The organism is Mameliella sp. AT18 (assembly GCF_028807275.1).
In the GTDB taxonomy this organism is placed as follows: domain Bacteria; phylum Pseudomonadota; class Alphaproteobacteria; order Rhodobacterales; family Rhodobacteraceae; genus Antarctobacter; species Antarctobacter albus.
Genome location: NZ_JARAMO010000020.1, coordinates 1 through 18,762 on the forward strand (window position 1 = coordinate 1; position 18,762 = coordinate 18,762).

16 protein-coding genes are annotated in these 18,762 nt (G+C 64.7%); 7 read left to right on the forward strand and 9 right to left on the reverse strand.

Annotated elements, in window-relative coordinates; genetic code table 11:
• Window positions 1–1,058 (reverse strand): vWA domain-containing protein (locus tag PVW46_RS02335; protein ID WP_274574415.1); only part of this gene is annotated, 1,058 nt, incomplete at its 3' end.
• Between the two features lie 234 nt (window positions 1,059–1,292).
• Between PVW46_RS02335 and uvrA the strand changes: the two genes are divergently transcribed.
• Window positions 1,293–4,151, forward strand: coding sequence for an excinuclease ABC subunit UvrA (gene uvrA, locus PVW46_RS02340; RefSeq protein ID WP_069211455.1), 2,859 nt, complete (start codon window positions 1,293–1,295; stop codon window positions 4,149–4,151).
• A 103-nt stretch (window positions 4,152–4,254) separates the two neighbouring features.
• Here the strand turns inward: uvrA and PVW46_RS02345 are convergent, their stop codons facing one another.
• From PVW46_RS02345 to PVW46_RS02365, 5 genes are all read right to left on the reverse strand, one after another.
• Entirely contained in the window at window positions 4,255–4,581 is a 327-nt protein-coding gene (locus tag PVW46_RS02345; protein WP_069211454.1) for a hypothetical protein, read from the reverse strand.
• A 107-nt stretch (window positions 4,582–4,688) separates the two neighbouring features.
• Window positions 4,689–4,892, reverse strand: coding sequence for a YgaP family membrane protein (locus PVW46_RS02350; RefSeq protein ID WP_069211453.1), 204 nt, complete (start codon window positions 4,890–4,892; stop codon window positions 4,689–4,691).
• 73 nt (window positions 4,893–4,965) lie between these two features.
• Window positions 4,966–6,876: a 3-hydroxyisobutyrate dehydrogenase gene (gene mmsB, locus PVW46_RS02355; protein WP_274574423.1), complete on the reverse strand. Its 1,911-nt coding sequence runs from the start codon at window positions 6,874–6,876 to the stop codon at window positions 4,966–4,968.
• Between the two features lie 94 nt (window positions 6,877–6,970).
• Window positions 6,971–8,110: an acyl-CoA dehydrogenase family protein gene (locus PVW46_RS02360; RefSeq protein WP_069211452.1), complete on the reverse strand. Its 1,140-nt coding sequence runs from the start codon at window positions 8,108–8,110 to the stop codon at window positions 6,971–6,973.
• Between the two features lie 144 nt (window positions 8,111–8,254).
• Complete coding sequence (locus tag PVW46_RS02365; protein WP_069211451.1) at window positions 8,255–9,391, reverse strand: glycosyltransferase; 1,137 nt, start codon at window positions 9,389–9,391, stop codon at window positions 8,255–8,257.
• Between the two features lie 266 nt (window positions 9,392–9,657).
• Here PVW46_RS02365 and PVW46_RS02370 point away from each other — a divergent pair, with 266 nt between their 5' ends.
• Window positions 9,658–11,088 (forward strand): NCS1 family nucleobase:cation symporter-1, encoded by a 1,431-nt coding sequence (locus tag PVW46_RS02370; RefSeq protein ID WP_043139578.1) that lies wholly within the window; start codon window positions 9,658–9,660, stop codon window positions 11,086–11,088.
• 171 nt (window positions 11,089–11,259) lie between these two features.
• Window positions 11,260–12,420 carry a hypothetical protein gene (locus PVW46_RS02375; RefSeq protein WP_069211450.1) on the forward strand — a complete coding sequence of 387 codons (1,161 nt, stop codon included), beginning with the start codon at window positions 11,260–11,262 and terminating at the stop codon, window positions 12,418–12,420.
• Between the two features lie 7 nt (window positions 12,421–12,427).
• Here the strand turns inward: PVW46_RS02375 and PVW46_RS02380 are convergent, their stop codons facing one another.
• The 3 genes from PVW46_RS02380 to PVW46_RS02390 all read right to left on the reverse strand — a co-directional run bounded on the left by PVW46_RS02380 (window position 12,428) and on the right by PVW46_RS02390 (window position 15,827).
• On the reverse strand, window positions 12,428–13,555 hold the full coding sequence (locus PVW46_RS02380) for a carboxylate-amine ligase (RefSeq protein ID WP_069211449.1): 1,128 nt from the start codon (window positions 13,553–13,555) through the stop codon (window positions 12,428–12,430).
• A gap of 70 nt (window positions 13,556–13,625) precedes the next feature.
• Entirely contained in the window at window positions 13,626–14,012 is a 387-nt protein-coding gene (locus tag PVW46_RS02385; protein ID WP_043139571.1) for a hypothetical protein, read from the reverse strand.
• Between the two features lie 315 nt (window positions 14,013–14,327).
• Window positions 14,328–15,827, reverse strand: coding sequence for a CoA-acylating methylmalonate-semialdehyde dehydrogenase (locus PVW46_RS02390; RefSeq protein WP_043139569.1), 1,500 nt, complete (start codon window positions 15,825–15,827; stop codon window positions 14,328–14,330).
• 99 nt (window positions 15,828–15,926) lie between these two features.
• Between PVW46_RS02390 and PVW46_RS02395 the strand changes: the two genes are divergently transcribed.
• From PVW46_RS02395 to PVW46_RS02410, 4 genes are all read left to right on the forward strand, one after another.
• On the forward strand, window positions 15,927–16,841 hold the full coding sequence (locus PVW46_RS02395) for a LysR family transcriptional regulator (protein ID WP_069211523.1): 915 nt from the start codon (window positions 15,927–15,929) through the stop codon (window positions 16,839–16,841).
• A 105-nt stretch (window positions 16,842–16,946) separates the two neighbouring features.
• Window positions 16,947–17,384, forward strand: coding sequence for a CBS domain-containing protein (locus PVW46_RS02400; protein WP_043139566.1), 438 nt, complete (start codon window positions 16,947–16,949; stop codon window positions 17,382–17,384).
• Window positions 17,385–17,472: 88 nt separating this feature from the next.
• The gene (gene coaD, locus PVW46_RS02405; RefSeq protein WP_069211448.1) at window positions 17,473–17,970 is read left to right on the forward strand and encodes a pantetheine-phosphate adenylyltransferase; all 498 of its coding nucleotides are present in this window, start codon (window positions 17,473–17,475) and stop codon (window positions 17,968–17,970) included.
• 69 nt (window positions 17,971–18,039) lie between these two features.
• The gene (locus PVW46_RS02410; RefSeq protein WP_069211447.1) at window positions 18,040–18,753 is read left to right on the forward strand and encodes a hypothetical protein; all 714 of its coding nucleotides are present in this window, start codon (window positions 18,040–18,042) and stop codon (window positions 18,751–18,753) included.
• Window positions 18,754–18,762 lie beyond the last annotated feature (9 nt).

The following is an 18,762-nucleotide window of genomic DNA, read 5'->3' on the forward strand; positions in this document are numbered from 1 at the left end:
GGCATCACCAGTTGCGCGGGCGTGCCGTCCCGCGTGTAGGTGTAGTTCACATAGCCCTTGTCGTCCGGCCTGGAGACGGTGACATAGTCGCCGTCCTCGTCCGGGCCTTCCCAGGTGACAGGGATCGTCGATCCGGCCACCGCCTGTTCAGCACCGCTGACCAGCGCCTCGGGCAGGGAGCTGGGCAGCACAAGGGTGACGGTCTGCGTGGCGTCGGTCACGTCAAAGCTCTTTTCGACGCTGCTTTCGTCATCGGGGCGCAGCACGGTCACGGTATAGCTGCCGGCGGGCAGGTCGATGTCCAGCGAGGCGCTTTGCTGAAAGTCGACGATCACCTCGTCGCCGCGGCGAACATCCCAGACCAGCGGCGTTTCGATGGTGCCGCCCTCGGCGCCGTCTTGCGCCACGAAACGGGTCGAGAAGGTGGCCGCCGGCTGCGCCTGCGTCACCTCGGTCAGGGCCTTGCCCAACTCGCTGGCATTGGCGGCCAGCAGGAACTGGCCACCGGTCTCGTCGGCCATGCATTGCATCTGGCGGCGTGCCTCGGGGTCGCTGACGTCAAAGCCGACCACGTGCACGGTCAGGTCCACGCCGGCCTCTTCCAGCGCGCGGGCGGCGGCGCAGGGATCGGGGTTGCAGGTCTCAATCCCGTCGGACACCAGGATCACGGTGGCCGGGTCTTCGGTGTATTTCAGCGCCTGGGCGGCCTGGATGACCGCATCGGTCATCGGCGTCTTGCCACGCGGACGCAGCTTGTTCACCTGGGCGGCGATGGCGTCGCGGCTGGCGGTGCCGGGTTCGACAAGCGTCTGGATGTCCGTGCAATCGCCCTTGGTGCGGTGGCCATAGGCGGTCAGCCCCAGCGCCTGCGTCTCTGGCAGGGAGGACAGCAGGTCGCCGACGACGCCCTGAGCGATGGTGATCTTGGCGACCCCGTCTATCTGGCCCCACATGGAGCCGGAGGCGTCGAGTACGAGAATGGACTTGCTGTCTTCCTGTGCGGCGGCAAGCGCCGGAACAAGGCAAAGCGCCAGAGCGGCGCGGCGAAACCCGGTCATGAAATCCCCCCTTTTGGCGGTAATACGCCGCTACCCTGCACCGAGGGACACTGTCCGGGCAAGGAAAGGTTTACCCCACTGGCGCCCGCTTTCCGACCAGCCTGCGGCGTGAGGAAGCACGCCGGCGGAAATCCGGGCGCTGTTGCTTTTGTTCACACTTCGTTCATGTTTTTCGATTGGCGGTCTCGCCGAATTCAACTATGTCTACGCAGGTTGGAATGCCGGGGGTGAGTGATGCCGGAACTCAAGCAGATCGAAGTCCGCGGGGCGCGCGAACACAATCTCAAGTCGATCGACGTGGATATCCCGCGAGATCAACTGGTTGTCATCACCGGCCTCAGCGGGTCGGGCAAGTCTTCTTTGGCCTTCGACACGATCTATGCCGAGGGGCAGCGCCGCTATGTCGAGTCGCTGTCGGCCTATGCGCGGCAGTTCCTGGACATGATGGAAAAGCCCGACGTCGACCACATCAGCGGCCTGTCGCCTGCCATTTCCATCGAGCAGAAGACGACGTCGAAGAACCCGCGGTCGACCGTTGGCACCGTGACCGAGATCTACGATTACCTGCGGCTGCTCTTCGCCCGCGTCGGCACACCCTATTCGCCCGCCACCGGCCTGCCGATCGAGGCCCAGCAGGTGCAGGACATGGTCGACCGGGTCATGGGCATGGAGGAAGGCACGCGCGCCTACCTGCTTGCCCCCATCGTGCGCGACCGCAAGGGCGAATACCGCAAGGAATTCCTGGAACTGCGCAAGCAGGGTTTCCAGCGGGTCAAGGTGGACGGCGAGTTCTACGAGCTGGATGAGCCGCCGACGCTGGACAAGAAGTTCCGCCATGACATCGACGTGGTGGTCGACCGTATCGTGGTGCGCGAGGGGATGGAAACCCGGCTGGCGGACAGTTTCCGCACCGCGCTGGACCTGGCCGATGGCATCGCGGTGCTGGAGACGGCCCCGCGCGAAGGCGAGTCCGAGCGGATCACCTTCAGCGAGAATTTCGCCTGTCCCGTCAGTGGCTTCACCATCCCCGAGATCGAACCGCGCCTGTTCTCGTTCAACGCGCCCTTCGGCGCCTGCCCGGAATGTGATGGGCTTGGGGTCGAGTTGTTCTTTGACGAACGGTTGGTGGTGCCTGACCAGACTTTGAAGATCAGCGACGGTGCGCTGGCACCCTGGCGCAAGGGGAAAAGCCCCTATTTCCTGCAGACCATCGAGGCGATTGCCAAGCACTACGAGTTCGACAAGAACGCGCGGTGGAAGGATCTGCCCGCGCATGTGCAGCAGGTCTTCCTGTATGGCTCGGGCGACGAGGAAATCCAGTTCCGCTATGACGAGGGCGGGCGCGTCTACCAGGTCAGCCGCGTTTTCGAGGGCGTCATTCCCAACATGGAACGGCGCTATCGCGAGACCGACAGCAACTGGATCCGCGAGGAATTCGAACGCTACCAGAACAACCGCGATTGCGGCACCTGCGGCGGCTATCGCCTGCGGGAAGAGGCACTGGCGGTCAAGATTGCGGGACTGCACGTGGGCCAGGTGGTCGAAATGTCGATCAAGCAGGCCTTCGACTGGTGCGAAACCGTGCCCGCCAGCCTGACCAGCCAGAAGAACGAGATCGCCAGGGCCATTCTCAAGGAGATCCGTGAACGGCTGGGTTTTCTGAATAACGTCGGACTTGAATATCTCACGCTAAGCCGTTCTTCCGGAACGCTTTCCGGCGGAGAGAGTCAGCGTATCCGCCTGGCCAGCCAGATCGGCAGCGGGCTGACCGGGGTTCTCTATGTCCTCGATGAGCCGTCGATTGGTCTGCACCAGCGCGACAACTCGCGCTTGCTCGACACGCTCAAGAACCTGCGCGACCAGGGGAATACAGTGCTGGTGGTGGAACACGACGAAGAGGCGATCCGCGAGGCGGATTACGTCTTTGACATCGGTCCCGGTGCGGGGGTGCATGGCGGTCAGGTCGTGTCGCAGGGCACGCCAGAGGAAGTCGCAAGTGACCCCGCCAGCTTGACGGGCCAGTACCTGAGCGGCACGCGTGAAATCTCTGTTCCAGACAAGCGCCGGAAAGGAAACAAGAAAAAGTTGAAGGTGGTCAAGGCGACCGGCAATAACCTGAAAGAGGTGACCGTCGATTTTCCGCTGGGCAAATTCGTCTGCGTGACCGGTGTGTCCGGCGGCGGCAAGTCGACGCTGACCATCGAGACCCTGTTCAAGACCGCCAGCATGGCGCTGAACGGCGCCCGTCAGACGCCCGCGCCCTGCGAGACGATCAAGGGGCTGGAGCACCTGGACAAGGTCATCGACATCGACCAGCGGCCTATTGGGCGTACTCCTCGTTCAAATCCAGCAACTTACACCGGGGCCTTCACCCCGATCCGCGACTGGTTCGCGGGATTGCCAGAGGCCAAGGCGCGGGGATACAAGCCGGGGCGGTTCAGCTTCAACGTCAAAGGCGGCCGGTGTGAGGCCTGCCAGGGCGATGGCGTCATCAAGATCGAGATGCACTTTCTGCCGGATGTCTACGTCACCTGCGAGACCTGCAAAGGTGCGCGCTACAATCGCGAGACGCTCGAAGTTCTCTTTAAAGGCAAGAGTATAGCCGACGTTCTTGAGATGACGGTCGAGGATGCGCAAGAGTTCTTCAAGGCTGTTCCGGCGATCCGCGACAAGATGGATGCGCTGATGCGCGTGGGGCTGGGCTATATCAAGGTGGGTCAGCAGGCGACGACGCTGTCGGGCGGCGAGGCGCAGCGGGTGAAGCTGTCCAAGGAACTGGCCAAGCGCTCGACCGGGCGGACGCTTTATATCCTGGACGAACCGACGACGGGTCTGCACTTTGAAGACGTGCGCAAACTGTTGGAAGTGCTGCACGAATTGGTTGAGGCCGGGAATACAGTGGTGGTGATCGAACACAATCTGGACGTCATCAAGACCGCCGACTGGATCGTCGATATCGGCCCCGAGGGCGGCGATGGCGGTGGCCAGATCGTCGCTGAAGGCACGCCGGAAAAGGTGGCCGAGGTCGAGGCCTCTCACACCGGACGTTACCTCAAGCCGATGCTGAAGCCGCGCAAGGTGGCGGCGGAATAGCGAGCCGGTTTTTGTACGAAACGTACAAAACGTACAGCGAATCCAGCAAAACGTACAAAACGTGCCAGAAGTGAACAGGAGGGCCTTTCGGCCCTCCGCTGGATCAGTCCAGAAGTGCGGCGAGAGAGCCGATGAAATTCAGGATCTCGCCGGTTTCGCGGTCCACCCGCACGACCTCGTCCCCTAGGCGATAATAGGTGCGGTCCGGGTCCAGCCCGTAACGCAGCGGATCGACCAGGATGACGTAGTCATCCGTGATGTAGTGGCGGTCGCGGTCCGGGGCCTTGACGCCTTTCTTGGCCAGACCGGGCGGCACGCAGGCCGGATCCTTCTTGGCGAGTCCGGGCGGACAGCCTTTGGGCTGGGCCGTGGCGGGCAGGGCCAGTGGCATGGCGGCCAGGACAAGGATGGCAAGCGAGCGGGTTTTCATGGTCGGATCTCCTGTGTCTTTGGAGGGAAATACCGTCCAAAGCCTTCGGGTTCCGACAAAAGTCATGCCCCCGGCAAAGACTTGCCGAGGGTGTCATGTGCCTGTGGTTACTTTCGGGCGCAGGTCTTGATGCCAAGCAGGCTGTAGGGCGGGCAGAATCCCATCGCGGCGGTGGCCAGCATGACCACGCCGACGATCAGGGCAATCCAGGCCCAGGTGCCGCTGAGCCATGCAAAGAAGGCGATCACCAACAGAACGCCCAGAACGGCACGGATGGCGCGATCGGCGGACCCCATGTTTTTCTCGAACATAACGTTTCCCCAGACAAAGGTTCATCTTCGGGTAAGCTATGACTCGGATCGCGAGTCGGGAATATGATTTGGATCAACTGCGCCCGCGGGTCTCGAACCGGGGCAGCATGGCCGAGAAGTCGCGGCCCGCGCCGTCCTCTTCCTCGACAAAGCGGCGGTAGAGATCCATCGCGGCCTGGCCCAGCGGCGTGTCGGCGTCGACCTCGCTGGCGGCCTGCTGGCTCAGGCGCAGGTCCTTGAGCATCAGGTCGGCGGCGAACCCGGGCTTGTAGTCGTTGTCCGAGGGCGATTGCGGGCCGACGCCCGGGGCGGGGCAATAGGTGGTCATCGACCAGCTCTGTCCCGAGGAGGTCGAGACCACGTCGTACATGGCCTCGCGCGACAGGCCCAGCTTGTCGGCCAGGGCAAAGGCCTCGCAGGTGGCGATCATGGTCACGCCAAGGATCATGTTGTTGCAGATCTTGGCCGCCTGGCCATTGCCCGAGGCGCCGCAATGCACCGCCTTCTGGCCCATGACCTCGAACAGGGGCAGGGCGCGGGCAAAGGCGGCGTCGGAGCCGCCGACCATGAATGTCAGCGTGCCGCCCGCCGCGCCACCGACCCCGCCGGAAACCGGCGCATCCAGCGCCTCGACCCCATGTTCGGCAGCCATATCCGCCGCCGCCCTGGCCGCTGCCACATCGACGGTGGAGCAATCGAGGTGAATGGCGCCCTTGTCCATGACCGGCAGGATCTCTGTCGCGACGGCCTTGAGGATCGCGCCGTTGGGCAGCATGGTGATGACCACGTCGGCGCCCTGTGCGGCCTCCTGTGCGGTGGCGACGGAGGTGACGCCCTCGGCGGTTGTGCCCGCCACGTCAAAGCCCTTGACCGCATGGCCCGCCTTGGCAAGGTTGGCGGCCATCGGCGCCCCCATGTTGCCCAGTCCGATGAATCCGATCTGCATGGTCCTCTCCCTGAAATCCAGTTTGTCCTTGCCGAGCGGCATCAGCATCTTCGACACGTCCACGAGGGGCACGCTGTCGAGTGCGTGGCGCCAGTTCGGCGATTTGTCCTTGTCGATGATGGCCGCCCGGATGCCTTCGAGGAAGTCCCCCTGGTCCATGATCCGGTGGCTGACCCGGTATTCCATCGCGAGCGCCTTGCGGATGTCGAGGCCGGGGGTGCGCAGACGGTGGATCATTTCCAGCGTGACGGCCATCGACAGCGGAGAATTGCGGGACAGGCGCTTGAGCGCGTCCCGGGCCAGGTCGCTGTCGCTGGCCCGGAGGGTGTTGAGCACGTCGCGCAGGGTCTCGCCGCCGAAAAGCGCGTCGATTTCGGCCTGTGTGGCGGCCAGCGGGCTGTCCGGGGCCTGTGGCGCCTCGCCCAGGGCGGCCACGTCGCCGCTGTCGATCAGCGCCTGTTTCAGAGCGGGCCAGACGGCTTCGGGGTGGAACCGATCGGCAAAGCCCGCGTGGATGGCATCGCCCGGACCCATGCGCGCGGCGGTGATCCCGAGGTATTCGCCCAGCCGCCCCGGCGCGCGGGCCAGCGTGTAGGTGCCGCCGACGTCGGGCACAAAGCCGATGCCGCATTCGGGCATGGACACCTGCGTCGTCTCGCCCACGATCCGGTGCGAGCAATGCCCGCCGATGCCGACACCGCCGCCCATGACAAAGCCGTGCAGGAAGCTGACGATGGGTTTCGGATATTCGGCCAGCTTGGCGTTCATGCGGTATTCGTCGCGCCAGAAGCTGCGCCCGTAGTCGAGGTCGCCGGCCTTGCCGGTCCGGTACATCTCGGCGATGTCGCCGCCGGCGCAGAAGGCGCGGTCGCCTGTCGCGTCGAGGATGATCAGCTTCACGCCTTCGTCAACGGCCCAGGCGTCCAGCGCCTGTTCCGTGGCCAGGCACATGTCCCAGGTCAGCGCGTTCAGCGCCTTGGGACGGGTCAGGGTGATGCGGCCGGCCTGGCCTTCGGTGCGGATCTGAATGTCTGACATGTCGGTCCTGGCTGTGAGGGCGGGAGCGAGGGGGCTGTCTGCCCCCTCGCGCTCCCCCGAGAGGTATTTTACCCAAGAAGAAGCAGCGGGGCGGTCAATTGGCCAGCATCTGGCGCGAGACGATCAGGCGCATGATTTCATTGGTGCCTTCGAGGATCTGGTGCACGCGCAGGTCGCGGACGATCTTTTCGACGCCGTAGTCGGCCAGGTAGCCGTAGCCGCCGAACATCTGCAGGCAGCCGTTGGCGACCTCGAAGGCGCTGTCGGTGACCATGAGCTTGGCCATCGCGCAGAATTTCGTCGCGTCGGGGGCGCCGGTGTCGAGCTTCCAGGCGGCCTGGCGCAGGAAGGTGCGGGAGGCCTGGAGCCTGGTCTCGTACTCGGCCAGGCGGAATTGCAGGGCCTGGAACTGGTCGATGGTGCGGCCGAAGGCGCGGCGCTCGGACATGTATTGCAGGGTCAGGTCGAGCGCGTTCTGCGCACCGCCAAGCGCGCTGGCCGAGATATTGAGGCGGCCGCCGTCGAGGCCGGCCATCGCGTAGCTGAATCCGCGGCCTTCCTCGCCGATGAGGTTTTCCGCCGGGACCGGGCAGTCGTCGAACTGGACCTGGGCGGTGGGCGAGGATTTCCAGCCCATCTTGTCCTCGAGCGCGCCGAAGCTGAGGCCCTCGGCCCCGTCCTCGATGTAGAGCGTCGAGATGCCTTTCGGGCCGTCGTCGCCGGTGCGGCACATGGTGACATAGGCATCCGAGTAGCCGCCGCCGGAGATGAAGGCCTTGGTGCCCGTCAGGCGGTAGCCCTCGTTGGTCTTGGTGGCGCGGGTGCGCAGGGCGGCGGCGTCCGAGCCCGAGCCCGGTTCGGTCAGGCAGTAGCTGAGGACCGTTTCCATCGTCAGGACCCTTGGCAGGACCCGGGCCTTGAAGGCGTCGCTGGCGAAGCTGTCGATCATCTTGGCGCACATGTTGTGGATCGACAGGAAGGAGGCGACCGAGGGGCAGGCCATGCTGAGGGCCTCGAAGATCAGCGTCCCGTCGAGACGGGTGAGACCGGCGCCGCCGCTCTCCTCGCTGACATAGAGCCCGCCGAAGCCGAGTTCGGCGATCTCTGGCCAGAGCTGTTTCGGGATGGTGCCCTCGGCCTCCCACTGGCGGGCGTGGGGCGCGATCCTTTCCTGCCCGAAGGCATAGGCCATGTCGAAGATGGCGGTCTGTTCCTCTGAAAGCGCGAAATCCATTGCGGCCGTCCTCCCCCGGGCTGAAATGAACGCATGTTCAAATTGTCGCCCGAAGGGCCGCGCAATGCAACCATGCACAGCGCAGGACAGCTTTGCATTTCTGCAAAGCTGTTGTGCCGGTCGGCGACCTGTGTTTGCGGTAACTCAGGTGTTGGCGAGGGTCGTGCGGATCACGTCCTCGACCCGGGCCAGGCCGATGTCGTTGTCGAACTTTGCCTCGGCGGTGGCGCGGGCGGCCCGGGTCATCTCTGTGCGGTCGGGCGTGTCGAGGATCTGTGCGATGCGATCGGCAAAGCCGGTTTCGTCCCATTCATCGACCAAAAGGCCGTTCACGCCGTCCTCGACCGCCTCGGGGATGCCGGCGTGGCGTGTCGACAGGGTGATGCAGCCGCAGGCCAGCGCCTCTTGTATGGCGGTGGGCAGGCCCTCGGTGTTGCCGTCCGGGGCGGTGATGGAATGCTGCAGGAAGACCTCTGTGGATTGCAGGTGCTGGCGGACCTGGTCGTGGGGCAGGGCGCCGGTGAAGGTCACCTTGTCCCCCACGCCAAGGGTCTGGGCCAGGGCCTGGCATTCTGCCAGCAGGGGGCCGTCGCCGATGAAGGTCAGATGCGCGTCGCGGGTAGCGGCGGCGCTGGCGAAGGCGCGCAGGGTCACCTGCGGGGCCTTCTTTGTGACCATGCGCCCCACGGCCAGGAAGCTGCCGGGGCGTTTGTCCGCCGGGGTAAAGCGGCGGATGTCGACGCCTGAGGGCACGACATGGGCGTTGTCGTGGCGGATGCCGTGGCGGGCGAGGTTGTCGAGCAGGAATTGTGAGACCGAGAACATGCCAGCGAGGCGCGGCATCATCAGCCGGTAGGAGCGCACCCGCTGCGCCGAGCGCAGCATCTTGGAGGCATCCGTGCCGCGCCAGTAGGTGAAGACCGGAATGCCCAGGTCGTTGCCCAGCTTGGCCATGACCAGCGCCTGGGTGCCGAATTCGGCCAGGATAACCTGCACGCCCTGGTCTTGCAGGAAGCCGGCCAGGCGCTTGCGGTTGTCACCGAAGGGCAGGCGCGAGGTGCCGTGCAGCAGGGCGCCGGAGGCGGCGGCAAAGGGAGCCCGCAGCTTGTCCATCGGGGTCAGGGGGGCGCGGCGGGTGAAAAGGGGTTTGCCCAATGGGTCCTCGCCGTTGGACCGCCCGCAGACCACGCAGGTGTCGCCCCCGAACAGGTGGGCGATGTGGCGATTGATGAAGGTCTCGCCCATCACGAAGTAGTCGGAGGTGGCGATGGCGGTTTTCATGGGGCTCTCCACGCTGTTCCGGCCTCGTAGCGCGGGCAGGGCGCGGTGCCAAGGGGATCGTCCCGTCGCGGCCGGTCCGGCGGCAAGAGGCGGCGGCCCCGGGTTCCGATCCTTCGGAAAATCCGAAAGGTCATGTTTGGTTTTCATTATACCCAGCGTGTAATCTATTAACTAACATTTCACAAATCATGCCAGCTGGCAGATCAATAAGAACGGGAGGGCCGGGGGCGCCGAATGCTCCGGGCCGGGAGAAAGGGAGAGGAAAGATGCACGCAATCACGGCAGAGGCCGACAGCGGCGAGGTGGCGCAGGACGCGCTGCGCCCGGTGACGGAGAAGGAAAAGACATGGGGCTGGTTCGCGATCTTCAACGTCTGGGCAAACGACATCCAGTCGCTGTTCGGCTATTCGCTGGTGGCCTCGTTGTTCATTTCGTTCGGGGTCAGCGGCTGGACGGCCTTTGCCTCGCTGATCGTGGCGGGGCTGTTCGTGATGTTCCTGGTGAACCTCTCGGGCGCGGCGGGGGAACGCTATGGCATTCCCTACCCGGTCTTTGCCCGCGCCAGCATGGGCACCCAGGGCGCCAAGCTGCCCGCCGTCCTGCGGGCGACGGTGGCGGTCTTCTGGTACGGGGTGCAGGTCTATTTCGCCTCGACGGCGCTGGCGCTTCTGATCAAGTCGGTCACCGGGATCACCGGCGGCACCGCCTACCTGGGCCTGACAGAGATCGACTGGCTGTCCTTCGTCCTGGTCTGGGCCTTTCACATCGTGATCTTCTGGCGCGGCATGGATTGGGTCGAGGGGTTCCTGAACTTTGCCGGGCCGTTCGTCTACGCGGTCATGATCGGGCTGGTGATCTACCTGTGGTTCGCCGCTGACGGCAAGCTGTTGTCCGAGGCGCAGACGATCTTTGCCAATCCCGAGGGCACCTGGGCGACCGAGCTGAAGGGCGCCGTGGCGATCTTTGGCACGATGGTGGCCTATTTCGCCGCCGTGATGATCAACTTTTCGGACTTCTCGCGCTATGCCCGGGACAAGAAGGCGATGGTGCGCGGCAACCTGGCGGGTCTGCCGTTCAACATGATCCTCTTTTCGGCGCTGGCCCTGCTGACCACCGCCGGGGCCGCCGTGGTCTATGGCGAGAAGATCATCAACCCGACCGAGATCGTCGACCGCACCGACAGCGTCGTTCTGGGGATCATCGCGGCCATCACCTTCTTTGCCGCGACCGTGGGCATCAACCTGGTGGCCAACTTCATCCCGGCGGTGAACGGCATCGCCAACCTTGCGCCGTCGAAGATCAGCTTTCGCAAGGCGGGGCTCATCACCTCGGGTTTTGCGCTGGTGATCGGCGGTCTCTGGACCAGCTTTATCAGCCAGTTCGGCATCTCGGGCTTCGTCAACACGCTGGGCGCGACTCTGGCACCGCTCTACGGGATCATGATCGTCGATTACTACATGCTGCGGAAGGAAGCGCTGAAGCGCGACGACCTCTACAACGAGCGGGGCGGCATCTACCACTATGGCAACGGCTGGAACGAGCACGCGCTGGTGGCCTTCTGCGTGGCGGCTGTCTTCTCGGTGGCGACGGTCTGGGTGCCGGGGCTGAACGAGCTGGCCGGATACGCCTGGATCATCGGGGCGGTGCTGGGCGGCGGGATCTACCTGGTCCGCGCCAAGGGCAAGGTCGCCGTCTGACCTTTCGGTCGCGGACCCTGCTCCGGCCGCGACCCGCGCGGGACACTCCTCTGCCCGTGCATGGCGCCAGGCTTCGGCCTGGCGCTTTTGCTTTGGCGCGACCTTAGAGCGTGACCTTGCGTCATCGCCGCCGGATATGCCTAGGTGGGGTCAGTCGAAAGGGGGACTGCGATGTACGACCTGACGCCACTGGATCCCGCGGACGTTGACCCGCAGCTGGCGCCCTTCCTGGAACCCGGAGAACGGGTGCTCTGGCAGGCGCGCCCTGACCCAGCCACCTTTGGGTCGGGCGGATCGACATTTGGCGGTGTTCTGACCGGGGGACTTGGTCTTGCGATCCTGACCGGGATTTTCGACAGCGTGACGGGCCTGTCGCTGGAAGGTCAGCCGCGCCTGATACCGGGGCTGGCGCTTGTCGGGGTCGGGTTGGTGGCCTTTGTCGCGCCCCGGATCAACCGCCGCCGTGTCAGGGTCTACGCGGTCACGGACAGGCGCCTGTTGAGCATCCGTGGGAATGATGTCTACAGGTCGGCCCGGCCCGACGAGATCCACACTGTCTACACCCGGCGGGGTGCCGTCTGCTGGCGAGAGCTTGGGTTTGGGGACAGGGGCAACTCGCGGTCGGCAGAGGAACGCCATCCCGGTTTTCACGGGGTCGAGGACCCCGAGACGCTGCTTCGCCTGGTTCAGGACTGGCGCGAAGGGTTTTCCCGCCGGGCCGAGGCGGCGGCGACGGACTTTCTTGCACGGGAGCGGGGAGAGGGGGGTGGGGATGCGGATGGTCAGACCGACGACGGCAGCCAGCGGGTCCGTCATCCCGCCACCGGGCTGACCGTGGATGTTCCGGCGGGCTGGCCCGTCACCGTGCGCCAGGACTATGACGGTCCGCTGGTCGTCTTCGGGGTCACGCTGTTGAAACGGATCATCCGTCCGGGGCCGGAACGGACGCTGGGCAGCGGTGGGGACTGGAACCTGATGATGGCGCGCGGCGGACCGGATGCCGGTGTCGGCATGAAGATCCTCGACGGTCCGATTCCGCAAAGCTACGAGGAAGTGCTGAACGATCCCTGGTCGCGGCGGTTCAAGCTGAAACTGCTGCAGTCCAACCCGGAGGTGGTGGTCGGGCCTTTTCGGGGCTTCTCGGTCGTGCGGCAGATGCCGAAAGGGGCCAACCTGCAGATGTTCGGCCAGGTGGCGGCCCCGGTTGCGGTGCGGCAAATCTGGCTGGCGCGCGGCGACATGCACATCCAGTTCATGGGTATCGCGCGGCTGGACCAGCACGACGTGCAAAGCGCCGTGGATGCGGTGGTCAAATCGCTGCGCGTGACCTGACCGGGCCTCACAGGTCGGCGTGGAATTCCTCGATCAGGTGGTGCACGACCGCGCGCATCTGGCCCTCGTGGTCGGCGCCCGCGTCCCGCGCGGCGGCCAGCGCGGCGCGCTGGCGGTCGGCCGAGGTGCCTTCGGCGGCGATCTCGCGGGCGCGGGCCAGTTCCGTCAGGCATTTCAGTTCGGCGGCGTCCTCCTGCAGCAGCTCCATCAGTTCCTCGACCAGTTTCGGGAAGGGAACCACCTGCGCCGCCCCGAAATCGATCAGTCCCTCGGAGACGCCATAGCGTTGTGCGCGCCAGCGGTTCTCGCCGATCAGGAACCGGTCATACAGGCGCCAGCGCTGGTTGCGCACGCGCAGCCGCCAGAGCATCCGCATCAGGCATTGCACCAGCGCCGCCAGCGTCAGCGCATGTTCCATGCGCGGCTGTACGTCCATGATGCGCGCCTCGAGCGTGGGGAAATTGGACGAAGGGCGCAGGTCCCACCAGATGCGGCTGCGGTCCTCGATCACGCCGGTCTCGATCAGCACCTCGGTCGAGCGGTGATAGTCCTGCCAACTGTCGAACTGCGGCGGCAGGCCGGTGCGCGGCAGGTTGTCGAAGACCGAGATACGGTAGCTGGCCAGCTTGGTGTCCTCGCCCTGCCAGAAGGGCGAGGAGGCCGAGAGCGCCAGCAGGTGCGGGAGAAAGTAGCTGGTCTGCGCCAGCAGGTCGGCGCGCAGCGGGTCGTCCTCCAGCCCGACGTGCACATGCATCCCACAGATCAGCATCCGCCGCACCACGCTGCCCAGGGCGCGGTCCAGGTCGTTGTAGCGTTCCTTGTCGGTGTGGTGCTGTTTCTTCCAGTCCGCCAGCGGGTGACAGGAGGCGGCGATAGGCGACAAGCCATAGCTGGCTGCATGGCGCGACACGGCCTCGCGCAGGCGGCGCAGTTCCTCCCGGGCCTCGGCGACGCCGGCACAGGGGCGGGTTCCGATCTCGATCTGGCATTGCAGGAACTCGGGGCTGACCTGGCCTTCAAGCTCGGCGGCGCAGGCCTCCATCAACCCGTCGGGCGCCTCGACCAGCGCGCAGGTCTCGCGGTCGACCAGCAGGTATTCCTCTTCGATGCCGATGCTGAACGGTGGCTCGGTCATGTTACCCCCTAGGATTTTTTCGAAGGAAAGCAGAGCGCCGGAGCAAAGGAAAGGGGGCAATATGCGCGGATCAGCCAGCTGCCACCCTGGGCCGCAGCGCCTGGTCCAGCGCGTAGAAATCCGCTTCGGGCTGCCCGGCAAGGGCAAGAGCCTCACCCTCGTCGCGCAGGATCTGGAACCGCAGCCTGGACACCGGTTCGACCACCTGCTGCATGATCCGGGCCATGCCGAAGATCAGGTCGCGGGGGGCGTAGATGATGCTGCTGGCCTCCTCCGGAAAGCTGCGCAAAAAGGGCATCGCCCGTTGCACCCCGCCAACGATGCCAAGGAAATCCGCATCCACCGCGCCAACGTCCTGGGCGTCGGTGAGCATCACATAAGATGGATCGAACCGGGGGTTCCGGACGTAATCGGAAAACGACCCGAGGGTCTGCGCAACGTCGATCGTGCCGGTCATGTGGAAATGAGCGAGACCGCGGTCCGGATGAATCGAGTATGAAATCGGCATTATCACGGTTCCGGCATGCATGTTTTCAGGCTGGCGACCTGTTCCGGGTCCGGCCCACTGACAAGAGGGCATGATGCCCCAAGGATCATGAAAGAGTTCATTCCAGCCCAAGGGGTTACTGAACACTATCCTTATAGTTGAGCGTGGCATGCCAATGGGAGAGCTGTCAACGATTAGAGAAAGCTTTATACTTTTGGACGATGCCGCAAAGAAACAGGGCGCACCTTTTTCAGGCACGCCCCGCGAGATGGCCTGGACTGGGGATCAGTCCATCGCCTTGAAGTTGAACTCGCCGCCTTCCTTGATGCCCGAGAACCAGCGCGCCGTGACGGTCTTGGTCTTGGTGTAGAAACGGAAGGCGTCGGGGCCGTACTGGTTGAGGTCGCCGAAGGCCGATTTCTTCCAGCCGCCAAAGGTGTGGTACGAGAGAGGCACCGGGATCGGGAAGTTGATGCCGACCATGCCGACGTTCACCCGGTGGGCAAAGTCACGCGCGGTGTCGCCATCGGCGGTGTAGATCGCGGTGCCGTTGCCATAGGGGTTGTCGATCACCAGGTTCAGAGCGTCCTCGTAGCTGTCGGCGCGCACGGTCGACAGGACGGGGCCAAAGATCTCTTCGCGGTAGATCTCCATGTCCGGGGTCACGTCGTCGAACAGCGACGGGCCGACGAAAAAGCCGTTCTCGTAGCCCTGCATCTGGAAGCCGCGGCCGTCGACCACCAGCTTGGCGCCCTGGTTCACGCCGCTGTCGATCAGCCCCTCGATGCGCGACTTGGCCTGCGCGGTGATGACGGGGCCATAATCGACCTCGTCCTCGGAGGTATAGGGGCCGACCTTCAGCTTTTCGATGCGGGGCACAAGGCGTTCGATCAGTCCGTCGGCGGTTTCCTTGCCGACCGGAACCGCGACCGAGATCGCCATGCAGCGTTCGCCCGCGGCGCCGTAGCCCGCGCCGACCAGCGCATCGGCGGCCTTGTCGAGGTCGGCATCGGGCATGATGATCATGTGGTTCTTGGCGCCGCCAAAGCACTGGGCGCGCTTGCCGTTGTTGGCGGCACGGCCATAGATGTACTGCGCGATGGGTGTCGAGCCGACAAAGCCCACGCCGGCGATATCCTCGTTGTCGAGGATCGCGTCGACCACTTCCTTGTCACCGTTCACGACCTGCAGGACGCCGTCGGGCAGGCCCGCTTCCTGGATCAGCTCGGCCAGGCGCAGCGCGGTGGAGGGCACGCGCTCGGACGGTTTGAGGATCATGGCGTTGCCGCAGGCCAACGCCGGGGCCATCTTCCACAGCGGGATCATGGCGGGGAAGTTGAACGGCGTGATGCCGGCGACCACGCCCAGCGGCTGGCGCATGGAATAGAGGTCGATGCCCGGGCCGCCATCGTCGGTGAACTCACCTTTCAGCATGTTGGGCGCGCCCATGCAGACCTCGACCACCTCGAGACCGCGCTGCACGTCACCGCGTGCGTCGGGCAGGGTCTTGCCGTGCTCGCGGCTGACCAGCTCGGCCAGTTCGTCCATGTGCTCGTTGATGAGCTGGCCGAATTTCATCATCACGCGGGCGCGGCGCTGCGGGTTGGTGGCCCCCCAGGCCTTCTGCGCTTCCTTGGCCTTGGCGACGGCCTCGTTCAGTTCGTCCACGGAGGACAGCGGGGTCTTGGCCTGCACCTCGCCGGTGGCGGGGTTGTAGACATCCGAAAAGCGGCCCGAGCCGCTCTTGACGTGCTGGCCGTTGATCCAGTTGGTGAGTTCGGTCATCGGAATCCTCCTTGTTCCCTTGGCGCGGACTGTACTCTTGCAAAAATGAGCTGAACAGACAGAATGCGGCAAAAGCGTTTTGCGTTTTTGCAAAGGTGGATGATGGACAACTGGGATGACCTGCGGATCTTCCTTGCCGTGGCGCGGGACGAAAGCCTGTCGGCGGCGGGGCGGCGCCTGCGCATGGATGCGGCGACGGTGGGGCGCCGGGTGGCGCGGCTGGAGGAATCGCTGGGGGCGCCGCTCTTTGCCAAGTCCCCGCAGGGTTATGCGTTGACAGAGGCGGGCACGCGGCTGGTGCGCTTCGCCGAAGAGGCGGAACAGGCGGCGTCGCAGGCCTCGGAGGCGCTGGTCGGCCGGGCAGAGGGCTTGTCTGGGCAGATCCGCATCGGGGCGCCGGACGGTTGCGCCAATTTCCTGTTGCCGCAAGTCTGCGCGCGCATCGCTGCGGCGAACCCGGACCTGGACGTGCAGATCGTCGCGCTGCCTCGGGTGGTGAACCTTTCCCGGCGCGAGGCGGACATGGCGATTGCCGTCTCTCCTCCTTCTGCCGGGCGACTGGTCGTGCAGAAAATCACCGACTATCGCCTGCATCTTGCAGCAAGCGCCGAGTATCTTGCGCAAAACGACCCCGTGAGACGCCCCGAGGACCTGCGTGGCCACAGGATCGTTGGCTATATTCCCGACATGATCTTCGACAAGGAGCTGGACTACCTTGGCGAACTTGGGCTGGACCGGGTGCCGCTGGCCTCGAACTCTGTCGCGGTCCAGTTCCATTGGCTGCGGCAGGGCGCGGGGCTGGGCATCGTGCATGATTTCGCAATGCCGACGGCGCCGGGGATGCGCTTTGTCCTGCGTGACGTGATCTCGCTGACCCGCAGTTTCTACCTCGTGCGCCATGCCGACGACCGCCGTCTTGAACGCCAGACCCGTTTTGCCGAGGCCCTGGTGGCCGGCATGCGCGAGGAACTGGCGCGTCTGGAGGCACTGGCAGACCGCGCCGACCCCGGCTGAGCCGCGACGGGCGGTCGCCGGTGGCTTAAGACTTTCAGCCACTTGACAGGTTATGTCCGCCCGCGTCACGCTGTCGCATAGGGTATCATGCAAGGAGGTTCGACGATGCAGGTCCACCAGATCCTGAAGAGCAAGGGCACGGACGGGGTTTTCACCGTCAAGCCGGACACCAAGGTGGCCGATGCCGCGCGGATCCTGGCCGAGAAACGCATCGGTACGGTCGTGGTCTCGAAGGATGGCTCGACCGCGATGGGAATCCTGTCGGAACGCGACATCGTGCGTGAACTCGCGGCCCACGGCGGCGGCTGTCTCGACGCAAGTGTCGACACCTACATGACCCCCGATCCGATCACCTGTACGCGCGATGACCGGGCCGACGCGATCCTGGCCAGGATGACCGAGGGCCGGTTTCGCCATATGCCCGTGGTCGAGGACGGCAAGATGGTCGGGCTGGTCACGCTGGGCGACGTCGTCAAGGCGCGCCTGACGGAACTGGCCGCGGAAAAGGACGCGCTGGAAGGGATGATCTCGAACCCCTGGTGAGGGATTTCGCCCCAGATGGCGGTTCCGGGTTGCATTCGCACGCGCAATATTGTTGCGTGCGAACCGACGTACCACAAGGGAAACAGCCATGCGCGTTGGTCTTTACCCCGGAACCTTCGACCCCATCACGCATGGGCATATCGACATCATCCGGCGCGGCGCCCTGCTGGTCGACCGCTTGGTGATCGGTGTCGCCATCAACCGTGACAAGGGCCCGCTGTTCTCGCTCGAAGAGCGGGTGGCGATGATCGAATCGGAATGCAGCCTCCTCTCGGAAGAGACGGGCACGGAAATCATTGCCCATCCCTTCGAGAACCTGCTGATCGACTGCGCCCATGACGTTGGCGCCCAGTTGATCATTCGCGGTCTGCGCGCCGTGGCGGATTTCGAGTATGAATTCCAGATGGTCGGCATGAACCGGGCGCTGGACGACAGTGTCGAGACGGTGTTCCTGATGGCCGAGGCGCGGCATCAGGCGATCGCCTCGAAACTGGTCAAGGAAATCGCTCGGCTGGGGGGGGACGTGTCGAAATTCGTCAGCCCCGAGGTCAAGACGGCGCTGGATAACCGGTTCAAGGCGGATTGATCTGCGTCATTTGGCGCGGGCACTTGGCGGCGTATTCCTGTTCGTATCACGCGGAACAGGAGGGATCGAATGCGCAAACCCGTGTTGGGCGCGACGGCACTGGCAATCTGGGCGGCTGGGCTTGCGATTGCCGGCCCGGTGACTGAATTCGAAACGGAATTCCGGGCCGTCTACGCCGACTATCGCAAGGCCTTGTTCATGACCAACAGCGGCAACCGTGACGGGTCTGCCGCGAGCCTCGGGGCCTTTGGCACCGGATGGGCGGCGTTGACAGCGGACCATGCCACAAATCCGCCCCCACAGTATGCAGACGATCCGCAGTGGGCCGATATGCTGCGCCAGGTCGACGCGCTGCTGGCCAGTGCGGGGTCACAGGTGGCCGAGGGCGATCTGGCCGAGGCGCATGAAACGCTGGAAGGGGTGCGGGAGGTCTTTTCCCGATTGCATCTGCGCAACGGCATTCAGACCTTCTCGGACCGGATGAACGCCTATCATGCCCGGATGGAACATGTCCTGGCCATCGATCCGGACAGCCTCACAGAGGCGGACCTGCCAAGGATGGCCGGAGAGGCGGCGGTGCTGTCCTACCTCGCGGGCGAGGTGGCGGGTCATCCCCCGGCAGAAGCCGTTGAAAACGAGGAATTTTCAAAACTTGTCAGCGGGTTTCGCGCTTCGGTTCAGACGCTGGAGGATGCCGCCCAGGCCGGAGACCTGGAGGCGCTGCGCAAGGCGCTGACCGGGTTGAAAAAGCCCTATTCTATGCTGTTCCTGAAGTTCGGCTGAACAGTCGTC